General features: G+C 63.4%; 25 protein-coding genes. 11 read left to right on the forward strand and 14 right to left on the reverse strand.

Annotation, left to right across the window (positions count from 1 at the left end):
• Positions 1–168: 168 nt before the first annotated feature.
• The 5 genes from FHS98_RS12215 to FHS98_RS12230 form a co-directional block, all read right to left on the reverse strand.
• Entirely contained in the window at positions 169–1,038 is an 870-nt protein-coding gene (locus FHS98_RS12215) for a replication initiator protein A (protein ID WP_167105076.1), read from the reverse strand.
• An 8-nt stretch (positions 1,039–1,046) separates the two neighbouring features.
• Complete coding sequence (locus FHS98_RS12220) at positions 1,047–1,313, reverse strand: helix-turn-helix transcriptional regulator (RefSeq protein ID WP_167105079.1); 267 nt, start codon at positions 1,311–1,313, stop codon at positions 1,047–1,049.
• A gap of 113 nt (positions 1,314–1,426) precedes the next feature.
• Entirely contained in the window at positions 1,427–1,906 is a 480-nt protein-coding gene (locus FHS98_RS12225) for a DNA -binding domain-containing protein (protein WP_167105082.1), read from the reverse strand.
• The gene (locus FHS98_RS19155; protein ID WP_425057343.1) at positions 1,845–2,321 is read right to left on the reverse strand and encodes a transcriptional regulator domain-containing protein; all 477 of its coding nucleotides are present in this window, start codon (positions 2,319–2,321) and stop codon (positions 1,845–1,847) included. Before FHS98_RS19155 ends, FHS98_RS12225 begins: the two co-directional genes overlap by 62 nt.
• 23 nt (positions 2,322–2,344) lie before the next feature.
• Positions 2,345–2,641 carry a DNA -binding domain-containing protein gene (locus FHS98_RS12230; RefSeq protein ID WP_243847995.1) on the reverse strand — a complete coding sequence of 99 codons (297 nt, stop codon included), beginning with the start codon at positions 2,639–2,641 and terminating at the stop codon, positions 2,345–2,347.
• Between the two features lie 182 nt (positions 2,642–2,823).
• On the opposite strand from FHS98_RS12230, the gene FHS98_RS12235 reads away from it, so the two are divergent.
• The gene (locus FHS98_RS12235) at positions 2,824–3,072 is read left to right on the forward strand and encodes a helix-turn-helix domain-containing protein (protein ID WP_167105085.1); all 249 of its coding nucleotides are present in this window, start codon (positions 2,824–2,826) and stop codon (positions 3,070–3,072) included.
• 78 nt (positions 3,073–3,150) lie between these two features.
• Here FHS98_RS12235 and FHS98_RS12240 read toward each other — a convergent pair whose 3' ends face one another.
• The 3 genes from FHS98_RS12240 to FHS98_RS12250 form a co-directional block, all read right to left on the reverse strand.
• Positions 3,151–3,459, reverse strand: a complete 309-nt coding sequence (locus FHS98_RS12240; RefSeq protein ID WP_167105088.1) for a DUF736 domain-containing protein — start codon at positions 3,457–3,459, stop codon at positions 3,151–3,153.
• Between the two features lie 285 nt (positions 3,460–3,744).
• Positions 3,745–4,206: a hypothetical protein gene (locus FHS98_RS12245; RefSeq protein ID WP_167105091.1), complete on the reverse strand. Its 462-nt coding sequence runs from the start codon at positions 4,204–4,206 to the stop codon at positions 3,745–3,747.
• A 164-nt stretch (positions 4,207–4,370) separates the two neighbouring features.
• Positions 4,371–4,691 carry a DUF736 domain-containing protein gene (locus FHS98_RS12250; RefSeq protein WP_167105094.1) on the reverse strand — a complete coding sequence of 107 codons (321 nt, stop codon included), beginning with the start codon at positions 4,689–4,691 and terminating at the stop codon, positions 4,371–4,373.
• Positions 4,692–4,929: 238 nt separating this feature from the next.
• Here FHS98_RS12250 and FHS98_RS12255 point away from each other — a divergent pair, with 238 nt between their 5' ends.
• Genes FHS98_RS12255 through FHS98_RS12265 form a run of 3 tightly spaced genes read left to right on the forward strand, consistent with a single transcriptional unit; the run spans position 4,930 to position 6,014 of the window.
• The gene (locus tag FHS98_RS12255) at positions 4,930–5,148 is read left to right on the forward strand and encodes a hypothetical protein (RefSeq protein ID WP_167105097.1); all 219 of its coding nucleotides are present in this window, start codon (positions 4,930–4,932) and stop codon (positions 5,146–5,148) included.
• Positions 5,145–5,393 carry a hypothetical protein gene (locus FHS98_RS12260; protein ID WP_167105100.1) on the forward strand — a complete coding sequence of 83 codons (249 nt, stop codon included), beginning with the start codon at positions 5,145–5,147 and terminating at the stop codon, positions 5,391–5,393. The genes FHS98_RS12255 and FHS98_RS12260 overlap by 4 nt, the downstream gene beginning before the upstream one ends.
• Positions 5,394–6,014 carry a Shedu anti-phage system protein SduA domain-containing protein gene (locus FHS98_RS12265; protein WP_167105103.1) on the forward strand — a complete coding sequence of 207 codons (621 nt, stop codon included), beginning with the start codon at positions 5,394–5,396 and terminating at the stop codon, positions 6,012–6,014. It abuts the gene before it with no gap.
• Positions 6,015–6,142: 128 nt separating this feature from the next.
• Here the strand turns inward: FHS98_RS12265 and FHS98_RS12270 are convergent, their stop codons facing one another.
• The 3 genes from FHS98_RS12270 to FHS98_RS12280 form a co-directional block, all read right to left on the reverse strand.
• Positions 6,143–7,930 (reverse strand): ParB/RepB/Spo0J family partition protein, encoded by a 1,788-nt coding sequence (locus tag FHS98_RS12270; protein WP_167105106.1) that lies wholly within the window; start codon positions 7,928–7,930, stop codon positions 6,143–6,145.
• Between the two features lie 85 nt (positions 7,931–8,015).
• A complete protein-coding gene (locus FHS98_RS12275; protein WP_167105109.1) occupies positions 8,016–8,429 on the reverse strand; it encodes a DUF2958 domain-containing protein in 414 nt (137 codons plus the stop codon).
• Positions 8,426–9,382, reverse strand: a complete 957-nt coding sequence (locus FHS98_RS12280; protein WP_167105112.1) for an ArdC family protein — start codon at positions 9,380–9,382, stop codon at positions 8,426–8,428. The genes FHS98_RS12275 and FHS98_RS12280 overlap by 4 nt, the downstream gene beginning before the upstream one ends.
• A gap of 380 nt (positions 9,383–9,762) precedes the next feature.
• Between FHS98_RS12280 and FHS98_RS12285 the strand changes: the two genes are divergently transcribed.
• Positions 9,763–11,166 carry a transposase gene (locus FHS98_RS12285; protein WP_167105115.1) on the forward strand — a complete coding sequence of 468 codons (1,404 nt, stop codon included), beginning with the start codon at positions 9,763–9,765 and terminating at the stop codon, positions 11,164–11,166.
• A 63-nt stretch (positions 11,167–11,229) separates the two neighbouring features.
• Here the strand turns inward: FHS98_RS12285 and FHS98_RS12290 are convergent, their stop codons facing one another.
• On the reverse strand, positions 11,230–11,454 hold the full coding sequence (locus tag FHS98_RS12290; protein ID WP_167105118.1) for a hypothetical protein: 225 nt from the start codon (positions 11,452–11,454) through the stop codon (positions 11,230–11,232).
• Positions 11,455–11,702: 248 nt separating this feature from the next.
• Here FHS98_RS12290 and FHS98_RS12295 point away from each other — a divergent pair, with 248 nt between their 5' ends.
• Positions 11,703–12,299 carry a hypothetical protein gene (locus FHS98_RS12295; RefSeq protein ID WP_167105121.1) on the forward strand — a complete coding sequence of 199 codons (597 nt, stop codon included), beginning with the start codon at positions 11,703–11,705 and terminating at the stop codon, positions 12,297–12,299.
• A gap of 135 nt (positions 12,300–12,434) precedes the next feature.
• Positions 12,435–12,821 (forward strand): virulence factor, encoded by a 387-nt coding sequence (locus tag FHS98_RS12300; protein WP_243847996.1) that lies wholly within the window; start codon positions 12,435–12,437, stop codon positions 12,819–12,821.
• A 129-nt stretch (positions 12,822–12,950) separates the two neighbouring features.
• On the opposite strand, the gene FHS98_RS12305 is transcribed toward FHS98_RS12300, so the two are convergent.
• Both FHS98_RS12305 and FHS98_RS12310 read right to left on the reverse strand, forming a co-directional pair.
• Complete coding sequence (locus FHS98_RS12305; RefSeq protein ID WP_167105122.1) at positions 12,951–13,850, reverse strand: IS1595 family transposase; 900 nt, start codon at positions 13,848–13,850, stop codon at positions 12,951–12,953.
• Positions 13,851–14,105: 255 nt separating this feature from the next.
• Positions 14,106–14,603 carry a hypothetical protein gene (locus FHS98_RS12310; protein WP_167105125.1) on the reverse strand — a complete coding sequence of 166 codons (498 nt, stop codon included), beginning with the start codon at positions 14,601–14,603 and terminating at the stop codon, positions 14,106–14,108.
• Between the two features lie 282 nt (positions 14,604–14,885).
• Between FHS98_RS12310 and FHS98_RS12315 the strand changes: the two genes are divergently transcribed.
• From FHS98_RS12315 to FHS98_RS12330, 4 genes are all read left to right on the forward strand, one after another.
• Positions 14,886–15,218: a hypothetical protein gene (locus tag FHS98_RS12315; protein ID WP_167105128.1), complete on the forward strand. Its 333-nt coding sequence runs from the start codon at positions 14,886–14,888 to the stop codon at positions 15,216–15,218.
• A gap of 197 nt (positions 15,219–15,415) precedes the next feature.
• Entirely contained in the window at positions 15,416–16,351 is a 936-nt protein-coding gene (gene trbB, locus FHS98_RS12320; protein ID WP_167105131.1) for a P-type conjugative transfer ATPase TrbB, read from the forward strand.
• Complete coding sequence (locus FHS98_RS12325; RefSeq protein ID WP_167105134.1) at positions 16,348–16,680, forward strand: TrbC/VirB2 family type IV secretion system protein; 333 nt, start codon at positions 16,348–16,350, stop codon at positions 16,678–16,680. The genes trbB and FHS98_RS12325 overlap by 4 nt, the downstream gene beginning before the upstream one ends.
• Entirely contained in the window at positions 16,680–16,946 is a 267-nt protein-coding gene (locus FHS98_RS12330) for a VirB3 family type IV secretion system protein (RefSeq protein ID WP_167105137.1), read from the forward strand. The genes FHS98_RS12325 and FHS98_RS12330 overlap by 1 nt, the downstream gene beginning before the upstream one ends.

Here is a 16,946-nt window from a genome sequence, read left to right on the forward strand (position 1 = left end):
AAAACCGGCCCCACGTTAGTAAGAGTCCGAAGGACTCTTTGTTAGCATCGTTAGAAGGGACCTGAATCGGCGAATGATTTCCATTGGTTATGCCGAAGTCGGGTTCCGGATAGGACGACTCTGCGGTTCCCGATCGGACGACTCCGCCGGTTCCTGATAGGACGACCCTCATCGCCGGTTATCCACAGCCTTGGGTGACCACCGTCGGAAGGCGAAATCGAGCGGGTCTTCCGGGATGGCGACGAAGCTGAGCCGCTCGCGCCCGAGCACAGTTTCCAGCGCGAGCGTGTAGCCGGGCAGCGGCTGGCGAACGACGATCGCGCGCAGCTCGAACGCGAACCGCTTGAGTGGTGAGAGCACGCCGGACTTCAGATGGAGATGCGCGACGTCGAAGCTCCAGCCGCCCGCCTGCTTGCCGCCATGCTTGCGCACGATCCGATAGAGCCATCGCTCAAGACCGCCGGTGAGGTCGAAATAGGCCCGGTCGATCGTGAGCACGAGCGCCTGGTCGAGCACGCCTGCATAGAACCAGTCGGGAAGGATCAGCTCGATGCCGAGTGGTCGACCGGTCCCGTCGAGCCGCTCCTTCCACTCGTTGACCCAACTGAAGCGGTGCCGGCGACGCTGGTGCGGCTGGCGGATCGAGGTGGCGATCGTCGTGGATTGCAAGCGATCGAGACCCGCCTTGAGCCGATCGTAATTGTCGCGCCCCGTGCCGCGACCTATGAAGGTCAGGATTTCATGCGGCGTCGTCGCCATGAGGCGCGATGTCGGCCGTCCGGCATCGCGGGCTTCGACGATCTGGCTTGCTGCCCAGATGAGCACATCGGCGTCCCAGATGGTCGCCATGCCATGCTCTGCGGTCGCCTCGACCAAGATCCAGGTGTCACCCAGCCGGAAGTCGATTGGCTTTGTCCGTTTTGATTTCGCGAGGCTGAAGAAGGGCCACGCCATGAGATCTTGGGAATCGCGCGGCGCGATGTCGCCGGGAATCGAACGGAAGAGGTCGAGTTGCAGGCGCCCTGCACGCATGGTCATCGCCGGCGTCAGCGACGAACGGGTTCGGACGGGCGGCGCTTGGCCGGGTGGACGATGCCCACGCCGGGGTCCGACGTCGACCGGCGCGTGCCGAGCGCCGCCCAGGCGTTGAGGTCTTCGATCGCATAGACGATCCGGCCGCCGAGTTTCCGGAACACCGGCCCCGTGCCGTAGCAGCGATGTTTTTCAAGGGTCCGCGCCGATAGGCCGAGGTGGACGGCGGCATCGGGCGTTCGGAGGAACTGGGGGCTAGGCCTCGTTACTGAGGGCTGCATCTTCAATCTCCTGCGCTCTCACGGCCGCAGGCGGCTGTGAGCGACGATCGAAGGACAGGCTGGCGAACATTCGGCGGCCGAGGGGAGTGGCGGAATCGGCGCCCCGCCTTTTGTCACCCAGGAGGGTGCAGGCGGCCGTGAAGAAGGTCGGCGACGCCGTTATCGCGAAGGCGCAGCGCTTCCAGCGCCAGCCGGTGAATCCGCCGCCGCTCCGACGACCCTTTCCATGTCGCTCCGCGAAGCTCCGGCATGTTGCGGTAGATGAGACGTCTTGCGATCTCACGCTTGGACAGTCCTTCATCGATCGCATCGAGAATGTGGATCAGCAGGACCAGCCGAGTGCGCTGGAGCGGCGTCGGGGAGTAGGCAGCCGTCGCGCCGGCGCTGTGCGTCAGGCGCGCGGCCGCGTCGAGACGGATCGACATCTCGGTGTCGACCGGCAGCAGAAGTGTGAGCGGCTGCCCTCGGTCCGGCGCGCGCAGCACCAGGCGGTGCCGACCGTGCCCGTCGTCGGCGACGAGATGCTGTTCGTCAGGCGACCGCCAAGCAGAGGAAATGGGGCGTAAATGATCGAGGGAGAGCGGTGATTCCAAAAGCGGTGCCGGCGCGGGGCCAAGCGTGAGAATAGCGGGGGTCGCATGCGGACACCAAAGCGCCGGGGCGTCGCGAGGATCGAGGCTGGGATCGAAGGCGAAAGGATAACCCCCATTTGTTGGCGATCGCTTCGCGTCTATTGGGCTCGTCGTCCGTTGGAGGCATCTCGTCGGCTTGCCTGTATTCTGCTTGGTAGTCAGGGTTGCGTCTCAAGAACTCTTGAGCAAAGTCGGCAAAGTCGTGATTGGCGTAGTCTTCGGCAGATGCCGGTGAGCGCCAGTTAGATGGAAGACCCATACGCTGCCTTCTCCTGCCGGGCGTATCTTTGCAGCCTCGGAATTGAGAGAGCAGCACAACAAATCGGCGCGAGAGAAGACCTATCGCGCGTTCAATAGACCACCAGTAAAGTGGCATGCCAACTTAAGCCATATTGGATGTTATTTCGGCTTTCGATTGGGCTTGTCATGTCCGCGCGCGGCGAGTTGGAGGTAGCCGATGCGCGACATCCAGCGCGCCCGATCAAGATGGGTCTGGTGGAATCGACGGACTTTCTCGGGGTCCTGCTCTGGATCGACACCGAAAATGTGGGTCACGGCTTCACGCCAGTCGGCGCCCTCCGTGTCCGCGTCGAGGAGACGCAGATAGTCTTCAAGATGCCGTTCATCATATTCGGTCAACTTGTCTGAGGATGGCGCCACATCGAGAAGATCGCGCTCGCCCATGACGATCAGCATAGCCCCGCGAAGCAACAGGCGTGCCGCTGAAACGGCCCACTCGGACGGCCTTTTTTCGTGCGGCCGGCGACATTTATCCGGCCAATTGAAAAAGCGAACGGCATTTGCTGCCACGCTGGGCGCTGGTCGTCACGTGTTATAGCACGTGGCGCGCCGCGCGGCGACCCGTTTCTAACCTGTGGATGGACATCCGCATGGTCGCCGCGCTCAACACCCGAAGGTACCGTACCGCTCTTGGGCTTAGCCAGGAGGCGGTGGGGGAGCGAATTGGCGCTGACCAACAATATGTCAGCGTGATCGAACGCGGCGGTCAAAACCTCACGCTCATCCGACTGCTTGAGCTTGCCGAGGCACTGAACGTCCGGCCCGCGCAATTGCTCGATGAAGACTATGCGGAGAGTGCTCAGACCCATCGAGATCAAGGCTCCTGAATTACTGAAATACGCATCTACTGAGTCACGCCGACTCGCAAGGCCGGCCAGCGTCTCCGCCGACCGGCCTGCGACGGGTTAGCGACCCGACCGCGTCCACTTGAGGGTGAAGCCCCCGTCCGTCTCCTCGAACAGCGAGGGATAGATCGGGGCGGTGAAGCTGGGATCGTCGAGCTTGCAGGAGAGGTAGGGACGCTCGTTCTGCGCGACTTTCTCCCAGGCAGCGCCGATCTCGGCCTCGCCCGCGAAGATCCGATAGTCGGGAGCCTTGTCGCTCCGGTCTTCCTCATTCTTCACCAACCGCACATTGGCGCGCTGGACCGAGAGCGTGGTGATCGAGCCCTCGAAACCGCTGCCCGCTTTACGGAATGTGCCGATCATTGCCATGATAACCTCCTTCGCCCGGAAGCCGCGCCCATCGCGGCCTCGATGGCGATCGAAGGGCCGGGGCCGATCCGGCCGGGCAGTGTCAGCCCGCAGCGCCAGCGGAGGACGGGCGGACGGGGCTTTCTTGCCTCGCGAGGAATGGTCGAATGACCAGGGGAAGAAAGCTTCGTGCGCCCGTTGCCCGGTCGGGCGAGCGCCAGCGTGCCCCGGCCAGATCAGCCGTCGGGTAGGCCGCGGGTGCGGTGAGTGTGCGGGGGTCTGTATGGGATATCGCCGTTTCGGACGTCAGGGTTGGATCGAGGGTGCACCCAGCGTCGGATGATGAGCGGGCCCCGATTGTGGCTCCGGGAGGCCGGCGGCAAGGCGTGCGATGGCGGCCAGCGCGACACAGAGACCGGCGCCCGCGCCGAGGACGAGCTGCCAGGATGCCGATCCTCCGCCGATCGCGGCGAGACCGTGACCGGCGCTATAGCCGGCAACGGCTGCGGGAGCGGCGAAGATCAGCGCGATACCCAGGCGCGATGACGAGCTGCGCACCGTGGCGAAGAGAAACTGGCCGGCGAAAAGAGTGGCACCGCCGGCGAGCGCTCCGATCACGAATGCGCCGAACAGGCCGGCTCCGCTCTGCCAAGCGACATGGCCGATAGCGACGGCCACGAATAGAGGGAGCGCGAGCGATGCGAGGGAGAAGAGCAGCCAGCAGAGCAGCGGCGTGATGGCCGCGACCAAGATCAAAGCGAGCAGCATAAGCGTCCTCCGTAACGAACGGATCGAGGGACGCGCTCTCCACCACCACCACAGCGCACGATGCAGATGCAGCATAGCATGATCGACGACCCCGGCGAAGTCCGCCGCGACCGTCGAAGATGCCGGGGTTGGCCACCCCGCGCCCTTGGGCGCGGGGCGATCGATCACTCACCGGGGTTCCAGATGAGGGCGTAGGCGCCGTCATCGTCCTGACCGGCAGCGCGGCCGAGGTTGGCGTAGAGCGGGGCGCTGCCGAGTTCGGGCGCGGACAGGCTGACCCGTACATATTCGCGACCCGACACCTCGCCGGTGCGAATCCAGCCGCCGCCAAGTTCGAAGCCATTCGAGAGGACGCGATAGTCGGGCTGATCGCCGGTCTTGCTGCGGTTGGGCACGATCTCGATGTCGGCGCGAACCGCCAGGGTGCGAAGCTGACCCTTGAAACCGCCGTTGGGCTGCTTGGTGACATAACCGATTGCGGGCATTGTTCGTCTCCTGATGATCGCCAGCGGCCAATCCGCTTCGGCGTGCGGACCGATCGGGAGCGCACTTGGTCCCGCGAACCCCTTGGGGCCGGAGCGCAGCGGCGGACCGGAGGTGGGCGCTGATTTGGAGCAAAGCGGGCGCGAGGAGCCGGCATGGCCGGCGGGGAAATCAGTGACGACCGATGGTTTCGTCAGGGGCCGAGTGACGCGCCCAGGTCCACGCACAAGCCGATGCGAGATGGCCGCCTTGTCTGAGACGAACCGCCGCTACGGCGGGTATCAAGCCGCCACAGCCGCCAAGGTCATCACCAGGCCGGCTCTGCTGGATTGGAATTGCTACGCGGCGCCGACGCCGCTGTCCCTGTTCTCGCTTCTCTACGCCATCGTTTCGACCCGGCGTCCGGATGTGTTGCGGGACTGGCGAAAGAAGGGGCGAATCGCTATATCCGAGGCATGAGCGCTGGAAAGTTCAACGTCTCCTACTCTGCCCTTGCGCAGATGGCCCTTCTCCCGGCGCCGGAGAAGGCCGCTCTGACGCGTCTGTTTTCGAGCAACGACGTCAACCTGCCGGCGAATACGGCCCCGACCGCCGATGGTCGGTTTGTGTCCCGGCTCGGCGACAAGCGCGTTCTGTGGCGGCGCTCGGCGAAAAAGAAGCCCGAGATCATCTCGATTGTCGACCGGTCCTACGCTCAGGCCTGAATGAGCGCGTTCGACAGCATCAAGTTCAATCTCAAGCTTGCCGACGCGGAACTCACCTCCTTCAAGGCGTGGTTCTCGACGATAACGTTCGTCGGCGAGACCGCTATCGTCGCCGAGATCAAGGCGCGCCCGCATATGGCGTGCTTGCTGGCATCGACCTTGGGCCTCGAAGCGCCCGACATGATCAAGTTCGAGTTGGCCCTCAAAGGCATGTTTCGGACCGACCTTGTGCTCGGCAACAATGGCACACGTCGGTTTGGGCTGATCGAGTTCGAGGATGCGATGGAGAACAGCATCTTCAAAAAGGGCACCCCACAATATCGCTATTGGGCGCCACGCATCGAGCATGGTTTCAGCCAGGTCATCGATTGGGCCTGGGTTCGCGCCGACCATCCGAGCGACAAGACGCTGTTGGCAGGCTTCGGCGGCCCCATCAACGCGAGTACCTATGCGGTGATCTGCGGCCGCGATGCGAGCCTGCGTGACGCGGTCGAGCGTGATCGCTTCACCCATCGTCGCGATCATCTGAAAGTTGGGGGCCAGACCGCACTCGTCCTCACCTATGACGAGATGGTTCAATATATGGAGGACAATCTCGCCGTGGCGAAGACGTGGTCCTGAGGATTTCCTGAAATCCGTCGACGTGCAAATCTGTAATTGCGATCGGGCCGTGCCCCGACGCCACCAAGGCGGCAGGGCACGGCCCGCGATTTTTGACGAAGGGCGGCCAGTCGGCCGCCCCTCCCATATCAGGCCGCGAGGCGCTGTTCCTCCGGCTCAGCCATCGGCCCCGCTTCGGCCTCGGCGAGTGCGGCCCGCGCCGCCTCGACCTTGGCGTGGGCCTTGACGGTCCCGATGCCGCCCCGCTCGGTGTAGCCGGACGGCGCGAAGCGCATCCATCGCGGCACCCACCGCTCGACCTTGGTGCGGCCGTCGGCGCCGTCGAGATAACCGCGGACAATGGCCTTGAGCGTCTTGGTCTTCTCGCCCGCATTGGCGCTGGCAACCCGTTCGCCCGCCACGTCGGCGACGATCCGCGCCATCACCTCCTTGTCGCGGATCAGGTCGAAGAAGGCGGCATCCGCCGCCCACCAGTTCGCCATGTCGGTGCCAATCGTCCCGCCCACGGCCTCGATCGCGGCGCTTCCGGCCACCAGCGTCTCACCCATGATGATGGGGATGATACGCATCACACTGTTATCCTCCATCGCGAGAAGGCGGAGGAACACGCCGGCGACGCCGTATTTGTCGCCGTTGCCACCGGTGACGTTGGGCTCCTCGGCCGAGAAGTCGAGCAAGCCGAGCACCGCGCGGCGCTCCTGATCGAAACTCGCCTCGGCATCGCAGCCCTCGGCGCTCTCGGTCACGGCGTCGTTGCGGCAGGTGCGCGGGTCGGGCGACACGCGCCACAGGTGCGACCCGACGATGGCATGGGCGACCATCAAACGCAGCGCGACGGACGGGTGCTTGAGAAGGTCGGCACGCACGGCGGAATGGCGATGCAGGTCGATATAGGTCTGCATGGTGCTGCTGATCTCAGGCCGGGCGACCTTGGTGAGACTGCCCGGCTGCCCGGCCTTCTCGCGCTTGCGGGCCTCGTTTCGCGAAAGATAACCTTCGTGGAACGTCACCTCGCCGCTGCTCCGCACGTCAATATAGACCTTGCCGCCCTTTCGCTTGGGGGACTTCTCATATTCCCACGAATGGAAATGCTCGGACGGCTCGACGACAACGACATCGGTCCAGCCCTCGGCGAGATAGGCATCGCGGCGCGCCTCGACGGCGGCATTTTGCGCCGCCCAGAAGCTCTGCGGATCGCCGAAATAGGCGTCGTCGCCGAACAGGGTGGTCACGACCGGGCCGCCCGCTTCGGCAATGTCGAACAGGGCAACGCCCGTCTGGATGGTCTGCCCGCCCAGAAGCCAGCTTTTCAGATATTGCCCGGTCGGCGCTCGGGTGTCGGGATCGTCGATCAGCGCCAGCCATTCCTGCTGCTTGGCCTTGCTCGCCATCGTGAGGTGACGCACCGTCGTCGCGTCGATCTCCTCGCGGCGATAGAGGTCGCGGATGCGGGGCATGAGGTTGCCCAGCGCCAGCACACGTCGGATGGTCTGCTCGGGCAGGCCGAAGGTCGTGGCGATGTCCTCGACGCTGCGCCCCTTCTTCACCAGCGCCGTGAAGCTCTCCCACTGCTTCACCTCGTCGGGGTCGAGCCGCGCCATATTCTCCAACATGGACGCCTCCAAGGCGGCGGCATCGTCGCCCGGCTCGATAATCGCGGCGGGCACCAGCGCGATGTGATCGGGCACGGCGTCGGGATGCTCGGCAGCGACGGCGAGCGCCGCGTGCCAGCGCCTGCGGCCCGCCACCACCTCCGAAAGATCGCCCTCGCCCTGCGGGCGCACGATGATCGGTTGGAGGATGCCGCGCGCGCGGACGGACGGGATCAGGTCGGACACGTCGGGGGCCTTGCGGCCGCACCGCATGTTGGCCTTGCTGTCGGTCAGCTTGTTCAAGGGGACGAAATCGAGTTTCATGGCACTGCTCCTTGTGAGCGCCGGTCCCGTTGATCGGCCAAGATGGGCGGGACCGGCTTGGGTTGCGGCGGGTACGCGCCGCGCGTCAGCCGAGGTCCGGGGTCGGATCGCTCGGAAGGGGGTTGGATCGAAGGGCCGCCTCGGCGGCGAGTATCGAGCCTTCACGGCGGGCGGTGTCGGCCCATCGCGAAATCGGGGCGAGCGGCTCGAACGCGATGTCGCGCTCGATGGCGAGGCCGAACGGAAGCCGGACGCTGCCGATCTCGTGGAGCGAGAAGCTACCCAGCTCCGGGCATCCGAAGCCGAGGTCGGCCAAGCCGAACAGGACGTCGCCATCCTCGTCCAGCTCGGTCGCGATCCATGTTGCCGCGCCCAGCGGGTTGAACAGTTTAAGCACGGGATGATGATCCGGCTCGCGAAGCCCCTCGATCTGCGCCGCGCGCGTGGCGTCGGCGTTGGCGCGCAGCCGGTCGAAGATGTCGGTGGGAAGGTCGATCATGCCGCGATCCTTCCCTCGGTCATGGCGGCGTCGCGCAGGGAGAGAAGGAAATCGGCGGCCTTGCTGGCGGCAGATGCCGCACGGAAGATCGCGCGATTATCCTCGCGCAACACCTCGAGCCAACTTGCCAGATAGTCGGCGTGACGGACGGTCGGCACGATGCCCAGCGCCGCGCAGAGGAAGGCCGAACCCATTTCAGCCGCCAGTTCCTCGCGGGCATAATCCTTGGTGCCGAACCGACCGGAGAGATTGCGGACCAGACGCGAGGTGTGCCCGGTCCAGTGGGTCAGTTCGTGTAGTGCGGTGCGGTAGTAATTGATCTGGTCGTAGAAGGCCGGTTGCGGCGGCACTTGGATGAAATCGGGGGTCGGGGCGTAGAAAGCCTTATTCCCGCCAATACGGAAATCCGCATTTGAGGCTTTGATGAGCGCCTCGGCGGTTGGGACGATTTCGCGTTCAGGAAGCGGCTGGGGATCGGTCGCCAGACCGGGCCGCAAACCCTCGCACTGGTCGATATTGAACACGGTAAACCGCTTGAGGAAGGGAATGGCGCGGGGGTCTTCGTCTGCCCGCTGCGCGCGCTCGGCCTCGCCCTTGGGAATGAAGCGGTCGGCATAGACAACGGTCGTTCCCTTCTCGCCCTTGCGGACGCAACCGCCCGCCTCCAGCGCCTGCCGGAAGGTCAGCCACGATTGCTGGGAATAGCCGCCGCCGATGACGGCGCCCCAAAGGATCAGGACGTTGACGCCCGAATAGCTGCGGGCGGTGAGCGCGTTGCGCGGAAGGCCGGGATTGATCGCGCCAGCGGTGCCCCAAGGCTGGACCCACGGGAAACGCCCCGCCTCCAGTTCCGCGATGATCTTGGCGGTGATGTCGTCGTAAAGGTTGGTCGTCGGTTGCGCGGCAGCCTGTGCGGCCTCACCACGCGCGCGACGGTTGATGCTCTTGGCCATCGGTGTCCTCCATCCCGCCCAAAAACAGCAAGCCTCCCCGGAAGCGGGGGGTGGACGGCGAGACGACCGAAGAGGCCCGCTTCGAGCGGCGGGCGGCACCGGAACGGGCGCAACGCAGTGGAGCAGCCGGGCGAAGCCAAGGCTTGCCGGCCGCCGTGGCGGGCCTAGCAGGGAGTGCCGGCCGCACCCCGCTCTACGGGAGAGGCTCCAACGACGCCGCCGCGCCCAGGCGCGGCGTCATCAGATGGGGGCGTTGCGGGGGCGCAGCCCCTGCAGAAGGGGTCCGAGGAGACGGCACGGCTCATCGGCAGGGGAAGACTTTCCCATAGGCGCTAACTTAGGGGTGGACGGCAAGAATCGGTCTGTGATTCATGAGGAGGATGGACTCCGAAACCCATCCCCATTTCGACATTGCATGGCGTGCGTTGCTGTCGCGTTTGCCGGCCAATCTGGATCTCGACCAAAGCGCGCGCGAGCACGGCGCGTTGAAGCGCAGGCGGGTAGTGCGGGATGGCGCGACCATGCTCCGGCTGGCACTAGCCTATGGGCCAGGCGGAATGAGCCTACGGTCTGCAGCGGCGTGGGCGGCCGGATGCGATATCGCGCATTTGTCGGATGTCGGCCTGTTGAAACGCCTCAAAGGGGCCAACGACTGGTTGAGTTATATCGCCGCATCCTTGCTCAACGATAATATCCGCGAGGGGCGTGCCGAACGACGGCTGCGGATCGTCGATGGCAGCGTGATCCGCTCATCAGGCAAACCCGGCACGAACTGGCGGCTTCATGCAACTTATGATCCGGCCGAAGGGCGGTTCAGCCAACTTGAAATCAGTGATACGCATGGTGGGGAGAACCTGTCGCGCCACACCTTCGAAAAGGGCGATCTCGTCTTGGCAGACCGAGGATATGCCCGGACGCCGGGGTTGATGCATGTTCGTGAGATGGGAGCGGACTTCATCATGCGGATCGGCTGGTCCGCGATCCGATTGCTGACACCAACCGGCGCACGGCTGGATTGGAATGCCCTATACGCTGGGATGCAACCTGGAGAAATCGCCGAACATGAAGTGCTGGTTGATCATTCCGGCCGTAAACGCGGGGTGCCCGGCGCCTCAACATTCCGTTGCCGTCTGATCATCCGGCGCAAAGACGAGGCTTCGTCGGAACGAACTCGCAAGGCAATATGGTTTGACCATAGGAGGAAGCAGCGGGTGGCAGCGAACCCGAATCCCTTGACGGTCGCATCTGCGGATTTCCTACTATTGCTGACTTCGGTTCCCGCACGGGAGATGTCTCCTGACAATGCGATCGCGACCTATCGCCTGCGGTGGCAGATCGAACTGGCGTTCAAACGCCTCAAAAGCGGGCTCGGAATCGATGCGCTTCCGGCGCGCGACAGCCAACTCGCCCGCTCATGGCTCGCGGCATATCTCATCGCCGGGTTGTTGATCGACGAGGCCGTCGCCGACAGCCTCGCTTTTCCCCCCTGCGTCGGCGCCACCGCCGGGCGCGCACCTGTCGCTGTGGCGAATCCAAAAAATCCTGAGGAACGTACTTCTGGTCGCGATCCTCGGAGAAGTTCGCCTCACCGGGATCGGACAAAGCCTCGCAGGCGCCGCCAGAACCCTATGCGAGCCACCCCGACGAAGGATATCGCAGTTCAGCCAGCTACGCGCACTATGACACCGCATGTTCCGGCTCTACATCTTCATCGAATACCATGCCGCTCTGGCGATCAATCCGGAAATGACCAATCAGGCTTGAACAAACGTCTTGGCCGGTAAGGCAAGGATGAGCGGCATGGGCATCAAAAAAGAAGGCGTTTACCCCCTACACACACGTTGCGCTTAGCCGCTTATCCCGCGTGGCTTGAATAGGCGATATCTGTAGGGATCGCCCCGCTCACCAAGCCCGGTTCGATCGATCATCCTTATCTGCAACAGCGCCCTGATCTCGCCAATTATCTGTCGAGAGTCGGCATAGTCGCCGAAGAGCGCTTCGACGAGTTGCTGCTGTGTCAATCCCGGCCTCTTCTCGATCAGCGCGAGAAGCATGTTGGTCGTCGTCACCATACCGCCGCCATCGCCACTAGCCCGATCATGATTCCTACATCCTTCTTGCCCGCCACGCGGTGACGCGAAATCCCATATAAAGATATCTGCATATCGCCGATACCACGTAATCGGCAAGGCGGCCCGCTTTTCCGGGCCATTTTGCGCAGCCGAAACGACCGTATTGTGAGCTATGACGTGTAACGCCACACTTCCAATTCCCCGTTCGTTCCCGTATATGGCGTTCCTGAGGTTTAGGAGTCATCGCTGTGGAAGCAGAGTTCATCGCTCGCATGCGGGCTGAGCAACGGGAGCTAGAGCGCAAGCTTAAGGCCGTTCGCGACCTGCTCGCGGCGTATGGTGCTGAGCCGGCGGCAGAGCCTAACGCCACAATCGCCGAAACCTCAGCCATCGAAATTGCCTCGGCTAATGCGGTCGCCGAGAAGAAGCCTGCCGCCAGCCCGAGGCCGAAAGTAGGGATGGATGGGTTCGGCGATTATGGACGCACGATCATAGCAGAGTGCATGAGGGCCATGCTCCTTACGCCCCAGATGCCGATCAAGACGCGACGGCTGGTCGAGATTCTCGAGTCTATGAATGTCGGCATCACCGGCGACAACAAAATCAATGCGGTGGGAGCCCTGCTGTCTCGCAGCATAGACATTACGAGTCATGGGAAGGCTGGATGGACGGTAAACGATCCTCACACGGCCCTTGAGATCGTGGGCAAATATGCCCGCCCAATAAATGAGGCGTCCGCAGCGGATGCCGTGGACGCCTCAGAAACCGCGCTGCACGCGCAAGAAGAAGGAGACCACCGGAATGAGCCATCATTCCTTCGGGTGGCGGGGGCGGCAACCCCTTAGCTACCCATTGCTCTTGTTAGAGAGCTAGTGGACGCCGTGGCGGGGATCGCTCCCTGCCACGGCTCTCTGCTAGCAAATCCTGAGGGATTCGTCTATAGGAGACGGGTATCCACCCGCTTTCCGAAAGGGTTCCTCATGTCCGTTGTGCGTCTCAATCAGAAGCGCATGGCGCCGCCGCAGGCGGCATATAAGAGGGCCAAGAGAGTGTACGCGATTACCTTCGATCTCGATGGAAAGATTGCGGAAGCAATGTGCGGCGCGAGCTGGCGCGGCACCTGCTATGCAAAAATCCAAAGTGTGTTCGCTGAGCACGGCTTTGGGCGGGTGCAGGGAAGCGTCTATTTCGGCGACCAGGATTCAGATGCTGTCCGTTGCGTGTTGGCAGTTCAGGATGCCGACCGCCGGTTCTCTTGGTTCGGCCGCGCCGTGAGGGATCTTCGGATGCTTCGCGTGGACGAGGATAACGATTTGCTTCCGTTGCTCAGCAATCGCCTTCGTCTCAATGGTGAGAATGCGGCTTGAAACCTGACAAGCGCCTCACCTTAGCCGATGCTCTCGCCGAAGGACGGTTAGAGGACTTCATCACCCAAGCGGAACGCGATGGTGTTGGCCCGGCCGACCCAGCCGAGTTCGACCGATTAGTCGCGAAAGCTACAGCGCCGCAACCATCAGATCGAACATCGCGTTCATCCGCTCGCGGTGGTTCGCGCGGAAAGTGAACTCGTCCAGATAGCGCGCCATGTGCTTGCCGCTGATCTGGACATGGGTTGAGCGCACCGACGCTTTGAACAGCCGCCAGAAGCCCTCCACGGCGTTGGTGGAGTGCGTGACGCCCTGCCGGTAGTCGTAGCGGCTCCATTCCTTCGCGGCGTGCTTCACAGAGCCGTGAACGTAGCCGTCGCCTTCCAGTAAGCCGTAGGACATCAGTTCGTCCGTCGAGACGACCGAACCTTTCTCGACAACCTCGTTCACGACCGCGCGCAGCGTCGGCTTCTTCACGTCGGGAATGATACGGGTGACGAGCGGGCCACCCTCTTCCTGCATCCCCATCACGATCGTCTTACCAGCCGCGCCACGGCCACGCTTGCCGCCAGAGCGACGACCGCCGACATAGGCCTCGTCCGCCTGCACATGGCCCGAGAGCAGGCCGTCGAAATCCGCCTTGCCCATCAGGGTGCGGATTTGCATCCCGATCCGGTAAGCCGTCTTGTAGGTCACGCCGAGCTGGCGCTGGAGTTCCTTGCCGCTGACACCGTGGCGCGTGGTGGCGAAGAGATACATCGCATAGAACCACGAAACGAGCGGCGTGCGGGTGTCATGCAGGATCGTGTTCGCAGTCGGTGCGATCTGGTGCAGGCAGTGCGGGCAGGCATAGACGCGACGATCGCGCAGCTTGTGAAACTCGCCTTCTACGCCGCACGCCGCGCAATCCATCGTCGTGCCGCCAAAGCGCACGTTCATGATGTGAACGAGGCAGGCGTCGTCGTTAGGGAAGCGAGCGAAGAACTCGCGAACCGACATGGCGACAACGGCGGAGGGCTTCTTGCTCATGCGTCATCATATGCCCGAAACCCGAACGTGGGTCAAGGGGATAAACGCCAAAAAGAAACTACCTTTATCAGCATGATCAAGTTTGAGAATCACCCCGGACCTTCTTTGCCGTGCTGAATGGCTCAGCCTTTTTTCGGCGACAGCGAGCACCTTTTGGCGTGCACCGCTCACGCTCACAGGTGTGGACGCAATAGCTACCGACGAACAAACAAATTCGCTGACACAGAGGCTCAGCAAAAGGACCGAACGCATGATCTATTGCACCATTACAGAATGATATTGGACCTCCAGTGTCGGCGCTTGAGCGTTCGGTTTCCGGACCAGCATCGCCACCCCATTCATACTTGGAGCGAACGGGTCACCCCAATATGCCTCTTCCGCACCGGGAAATCGCTTGGATAGATCATAAGCGTCGGTCGCATGGGGCTTCCACTTCGGGCTACCCGTGATCAGCGCAATTATCCGTTGTCGCAATTCTTGGCTGACCGGCCCGTAGATCGCCACGCCGCATGTCATTGCTCGCGGACTGGTGCCTTCATAGGAAAAAGTCTGAGCCGCGCCCTCCACCGGGACGACGCGCACTGCCGTCCCTTCGATGAGCCCGGGTGGTATTTGTGCTGCATCCGATGGTGGCGGCAACTTGGCCGAAAAAGACCCGAGACAACGGGAAAGGGCTGTCTCGACGTTCCCCTCTGGCACAGGCGTCGTGCCTCCCGACGTGATTGCGGCAAGCGTGATCAGAACGGCCAGCATCAAACCCTCCGGTACGCGATCCTTCGCAGATTAGAGCGAACGGCGTCGTGGCGGAAGCCCATGATAGCTCCGTAGAGGCCCCGTTGGCGCAGCCTGAGCTCGGCCGCTTCCAGGTGCAGCAATGTGGCCCAAGGGGGCAAGGCTTGGTCGACCGCTGACCAACCATTGTGTCGGGCGCCGGCGGCTAATCGCGTTAAGTTAGCGCCTATGGGAAGACTTTCCCCCACGAACCGTGGTTGAGGCAAGCCTCGGGTTATGGGAAAACGGCCGCAGGAGTGCACGATGGCAGCAACCGATCATCAGGAAGACTATGTCGCAAGGCTACGTCGCGCCATGGTTCGGGCCATCTGTGAGGTGTCTGTTCCAGAGCCAGACCCTTTAACAGGCGAGAACGGCGACACGCTCTACATCGGATCTACCGAAGTCTGCGAAGCGCTGACCATTTTGCTCGCCGAGTTCCTCGAAGGGGTGCCAGGGCTTGATACGCCGCGCGACATCCGCGCTCTCTCGGAAGGTGTGGCCAAGAAGTTGCGATTGGGGATCGCCGAGATACGACGCGTTCGCGCAGAAACCGGTTCTGACCCACCGCCATCGATCATCATCAGGTCAAACTAAAGTAGGCGGCGCACCGGAACCGCCGTTTGCTTGTCTTTTTGCGCTATGGTTCGACGCCGCAAGTGTGTTGTTGATCTGCGGCCCGACTGCCTCTCTTTAAGTGCTCGCCCCCGATCGATCCCTCCGATCCGGGGGGAAAGGGCAGCATTGTGGCAGTCGAACCGTTTCGATCCGAGGCAAGTGCGCGCGGGGCAAAGATGCTTCGCACCGCGCTCGGTCCCGCGATCATCGGCTTTCTGTCCGAACCATCGGTCGTCGAGGTCATGCTCAACCCCGATGGTCGCCTCTGGGTTGATCGGCTGGGCGAAGGCCTTGTCGACACAGGTGCCATTCTCTCGCCGTCGGATGGCGAACGCATCATCCGCCTGGTGGCGCATCATGTCGGTGCCGAAGTCCACGCACGCGCGCCCCGCGTGTCCGCCGAGCTGCCGGAAACGGGGGAGCGGTTCGAGGGACTGATACCGCCCGTCGTCACCGGCCCGGCATTTGCGATCCGCAAGCCGGCGGTCGCGATCTTCACGCTCGACGACTATGTGGAGCGCGGAATCATGTCGCGGTTGCAGGCCGCGACGCTCCGCAAGGGTATCGCCGACCGCGCCAACATCCTTGTCGCCGGCGGCACCTCGACCGGCAAGACGACGCTCACCAACGCACTGCTCGCCGAGGTCGCGAAAACGTCGGACCGCGTGGTCCTCATCGAAGACACGCGCGAGCTGCAATGTGCGACGCCGAACCTCGTCGCACTGCGCACCAAGGATGGCGTCGCGACCCTGTCCGATCTGGTCCGGTCGTCGCTCCGCCTTCGACCCGATCGCATCCCCATCGGCGAGGTGCGCGGCGCGGAGGCGCTCGACTTGCTCAAGGCATGGGGCACCGGGCATCCCGGCGGCGTCGGCACCATCCATGCCGGCACCGCGATCGGTGCTCTCCGCCGCATGGAGCAGCTCATTCAGGAGGCCGCGCTGACGGTCCCCCGCGCGCTCATCGCCGAAACGATCAACCTGATCGCCGTGCTCCAGGGCCGCGGTCACGAACGTCGTCTCGCCGAACTCGCCCGCGTCGATGGTCTCGACGCGCAAGGCGAATACCGCCTGTCCAGCCTCGTCACCAACCTCAGGGAGGTCGCCCCATGATCGCCATCCGAGATCCGAAACTGCCGTCGCGCCTCCTGGCTACGGTCACGTTGATGCCGCTCCTGCTTCTCCCAGGCCACGCCGATGCTGCCGGCACGTCGATGCCGTGGGAACAACCGCTGCAACAGATTCTGGACTCGATACAGGGGCCGGTCGCAAAGATCATCGCGGTCATCATCATCATCGTGACCGGTCTGACACTCGCGTTCGGCGACACGTCGGGTGGCTTCCGGCGGTTGATCCAGATCGTGTTCGGCCTGTCGATCGCGTTCGCGGCCAGCTCCTTCTTCCTGACCTTCTTCAGCTTCGGTGGCGGAGCCCTGGTCTGATGGAGCCCGACGGCATCCCCGGCTTTCACGCCCCGGTGCATCGGGCGCTGACCGAGCCGATCCTGCTCGGCGGCGCACCGCGCTCCGTCGCGATCGCCAATGGCACGCTCGCCGCCGCGATGGCGCTGGGGCTCCGGCTCTGGATACCGGGACTCGTCATGTGGGCGATCGGCCACGCGGCGGCAGTCTGGGGCGCCAAGCGCGACGCGCAGTTCATCGACGTCGCCCGGCGTCACCTCCGCTACCCGGCCTGGATGCGATCGTGA

Source organism: Sphingomonas oligoaromativorans, from assembly GCF_011762195.1.
Classification (GTDB): Bacteria; Pseudomonadota; Alphaproteobacteria; order Sphingomonadales; family Sphingomonadaceae; genus Solisphingomonas; species Solisphingomonas oligoaromativorans.

Excerpts from the sequence above, each read along its gene's own strand:
- FHS98_RS12215 (WP_167105076.1), bottom strand. The coding sequence starts at position 1,038 with ATGACCATGCGTGCAGGGCGCCTGCAACTCGACCTCTTCCGTTCGATT.
- FHS98_RS12220 (WP_167105079.1), bottom strand. The coding sequence starts at position 1,313 with ATGCAGCCCTCAGTAACGAGGCCTAGCCCCCAGTTCCTCCGAACGCCC.
- FHS98_RS19155 (WP_425057343.1), bottom strand. The coding sequence starts at position 2,321 with ATGCCACTTTACTGGTGGTCTATTGAACGCGCGATAGGTCTTCTCTCG.
- FHS98_RS12230 (WP_243847995.1), bottom strand. The coding sequence starts at position 2,641 with ATGCTGATCGTCATGGGCGAGCGCGATCTTCTCGATGTGGCGCCATCC.
- FHS98_RS12235 (WP_167105085.1), top strand. The coding sequence starts at position 2,824 with ATGGACATCCGCATGGTCGCCGCGCTCAACACCCGAAGGTACCGTACC.
- FHS98_RS12240 (WP_167105088.1), bottom strand. The coding sequence starts at position 3,459 with ATGGCAATGATCGGCACATTCCGTAAAGCGGGCAGCGGTTTCGAGGGC.
- FHS98_RS12245 (WP_167105091.1), bottom strand. The coding sequence starts at position 4,206 with ATGCTGCTCGCTTTGATCTTGGTCGCGGCCATCACGCCGCTGCTCTGC.
- FHS98_RS12250 (WP_167105094.1), bottom strand. The coding sequence starts at position 4,691 with ATGCCCGCAATCGGTTATGTCACCAAGCAGCCCAACGGCGGTTTCAAG.
- FHS98_RS12255 (WP_167105097.1), top strand. The coding sequence starts at position 4,930 with ATGGCCGCCTTGTCTGAGACGAACCGCCGCTACGGCGGGTATCAAGCC.
- FHS98_RS12260 (WP_167105100.1), top strand. The coding sequence starts at position 5,145 with ATGAGCGCTGGAAAGTTCAACGTCTCCTACTCTGCCCTTGCGCAGATG.
- FHS98_RS12265 (WP_167105103.1), top strand. The coding sequence starts at position 5,394 with ATGAGCGCGTTCGACAGCATCAAGTTCAATCTCAAGCTTGCCGACGCG.
- FHS98_RS12270 (WP_167105106.1), bottom strand. The coding sequence starts at position 7,930 with ATGAAACTCGATTTCGTCCCCTTGAACAAGCTGACCGACAGCAAGGCC.
- FHS98_RS12275 (WP_167105109.1), bottom strand. The coding sequence starts at position 8,429 with ATGATCGACCTTCCCACCGACATCTTCGACCGGCTGCGCGCCAACGCC.
- FHS98_RS12280 (WP_167105112.1), bottom strand. The coding sequence starts at position 9,382 with ATGGCCAAGAGCATCAACCGTCGCGCGCGTGGTGAGGCCGCACAGGCT.
- FHS98_RS12285 (WP_167105115.1), top strand. The coding sequence starts at position 9,763 with ATGGACTCCGAAACCCATCCCCATTTCGACATTGCATGGCGTGCGTTG.
- FHS98_RS12290 (WP_167105118.1), bottom strand. The coding sequence starts at position 11,454 with ATGGTGACGACGACCAACATGCTTCTCGCGCTGATCGAGAAGAGGCCG.
- FHS98_RS12300 (WP_243847996.1), top strand. The coding sequence starts at position 12,435 with ATGTCCGTTGTGCGTCTCAATCAGAAGCGCATGGCGCCGCCGCAGGCG.
- FHS98_RS12305 (WP_167105122.1), bottom strand. The coding sequence starts at position 13,850 with ATGAGCAAGAAGCCCTCCGCCGTTGTCGCCATGTCGGTTCGCGAGTTC.
- FHS98_RS12310 (WP_167105125.1), bottom strand. The coding sequence starts at position 14,603 with ATGCTGGCCGTTCTGATCACGCTTGCCGCAATCACGTCGGGAGGCACG.
- FHS98_RS12315 (WP_167105128.1), top strand. The coding sequence starts at position 14,886 with ATGGCAGCAACCGATCATCAGGAAGACTATGTCGCAAGGCTACGTCGC.
- trbB (WP_167105131.1), top strand. The coding sequence starts at position 15,416 with ATGCTTCGCACCGCGCTCGGTCCCGCGATCATCGGCTTTCTGTCCGAA.
- FHS98_RS12325 (WP_167105134.1), top strand. The coding sequence starts at position 16,348 with ATGATCGCCATCCGAGATCCGAAACTGCCGTCGCGCCTCCTGGCTACG.
- FHS98_RS12330 (WP_167105137.1), top strand. The coding sequence starts at position 16,680 with ATGGAGCCCGACGGCATCCCCGGCTTTCACGCCCCGGTGCATCGGGCG.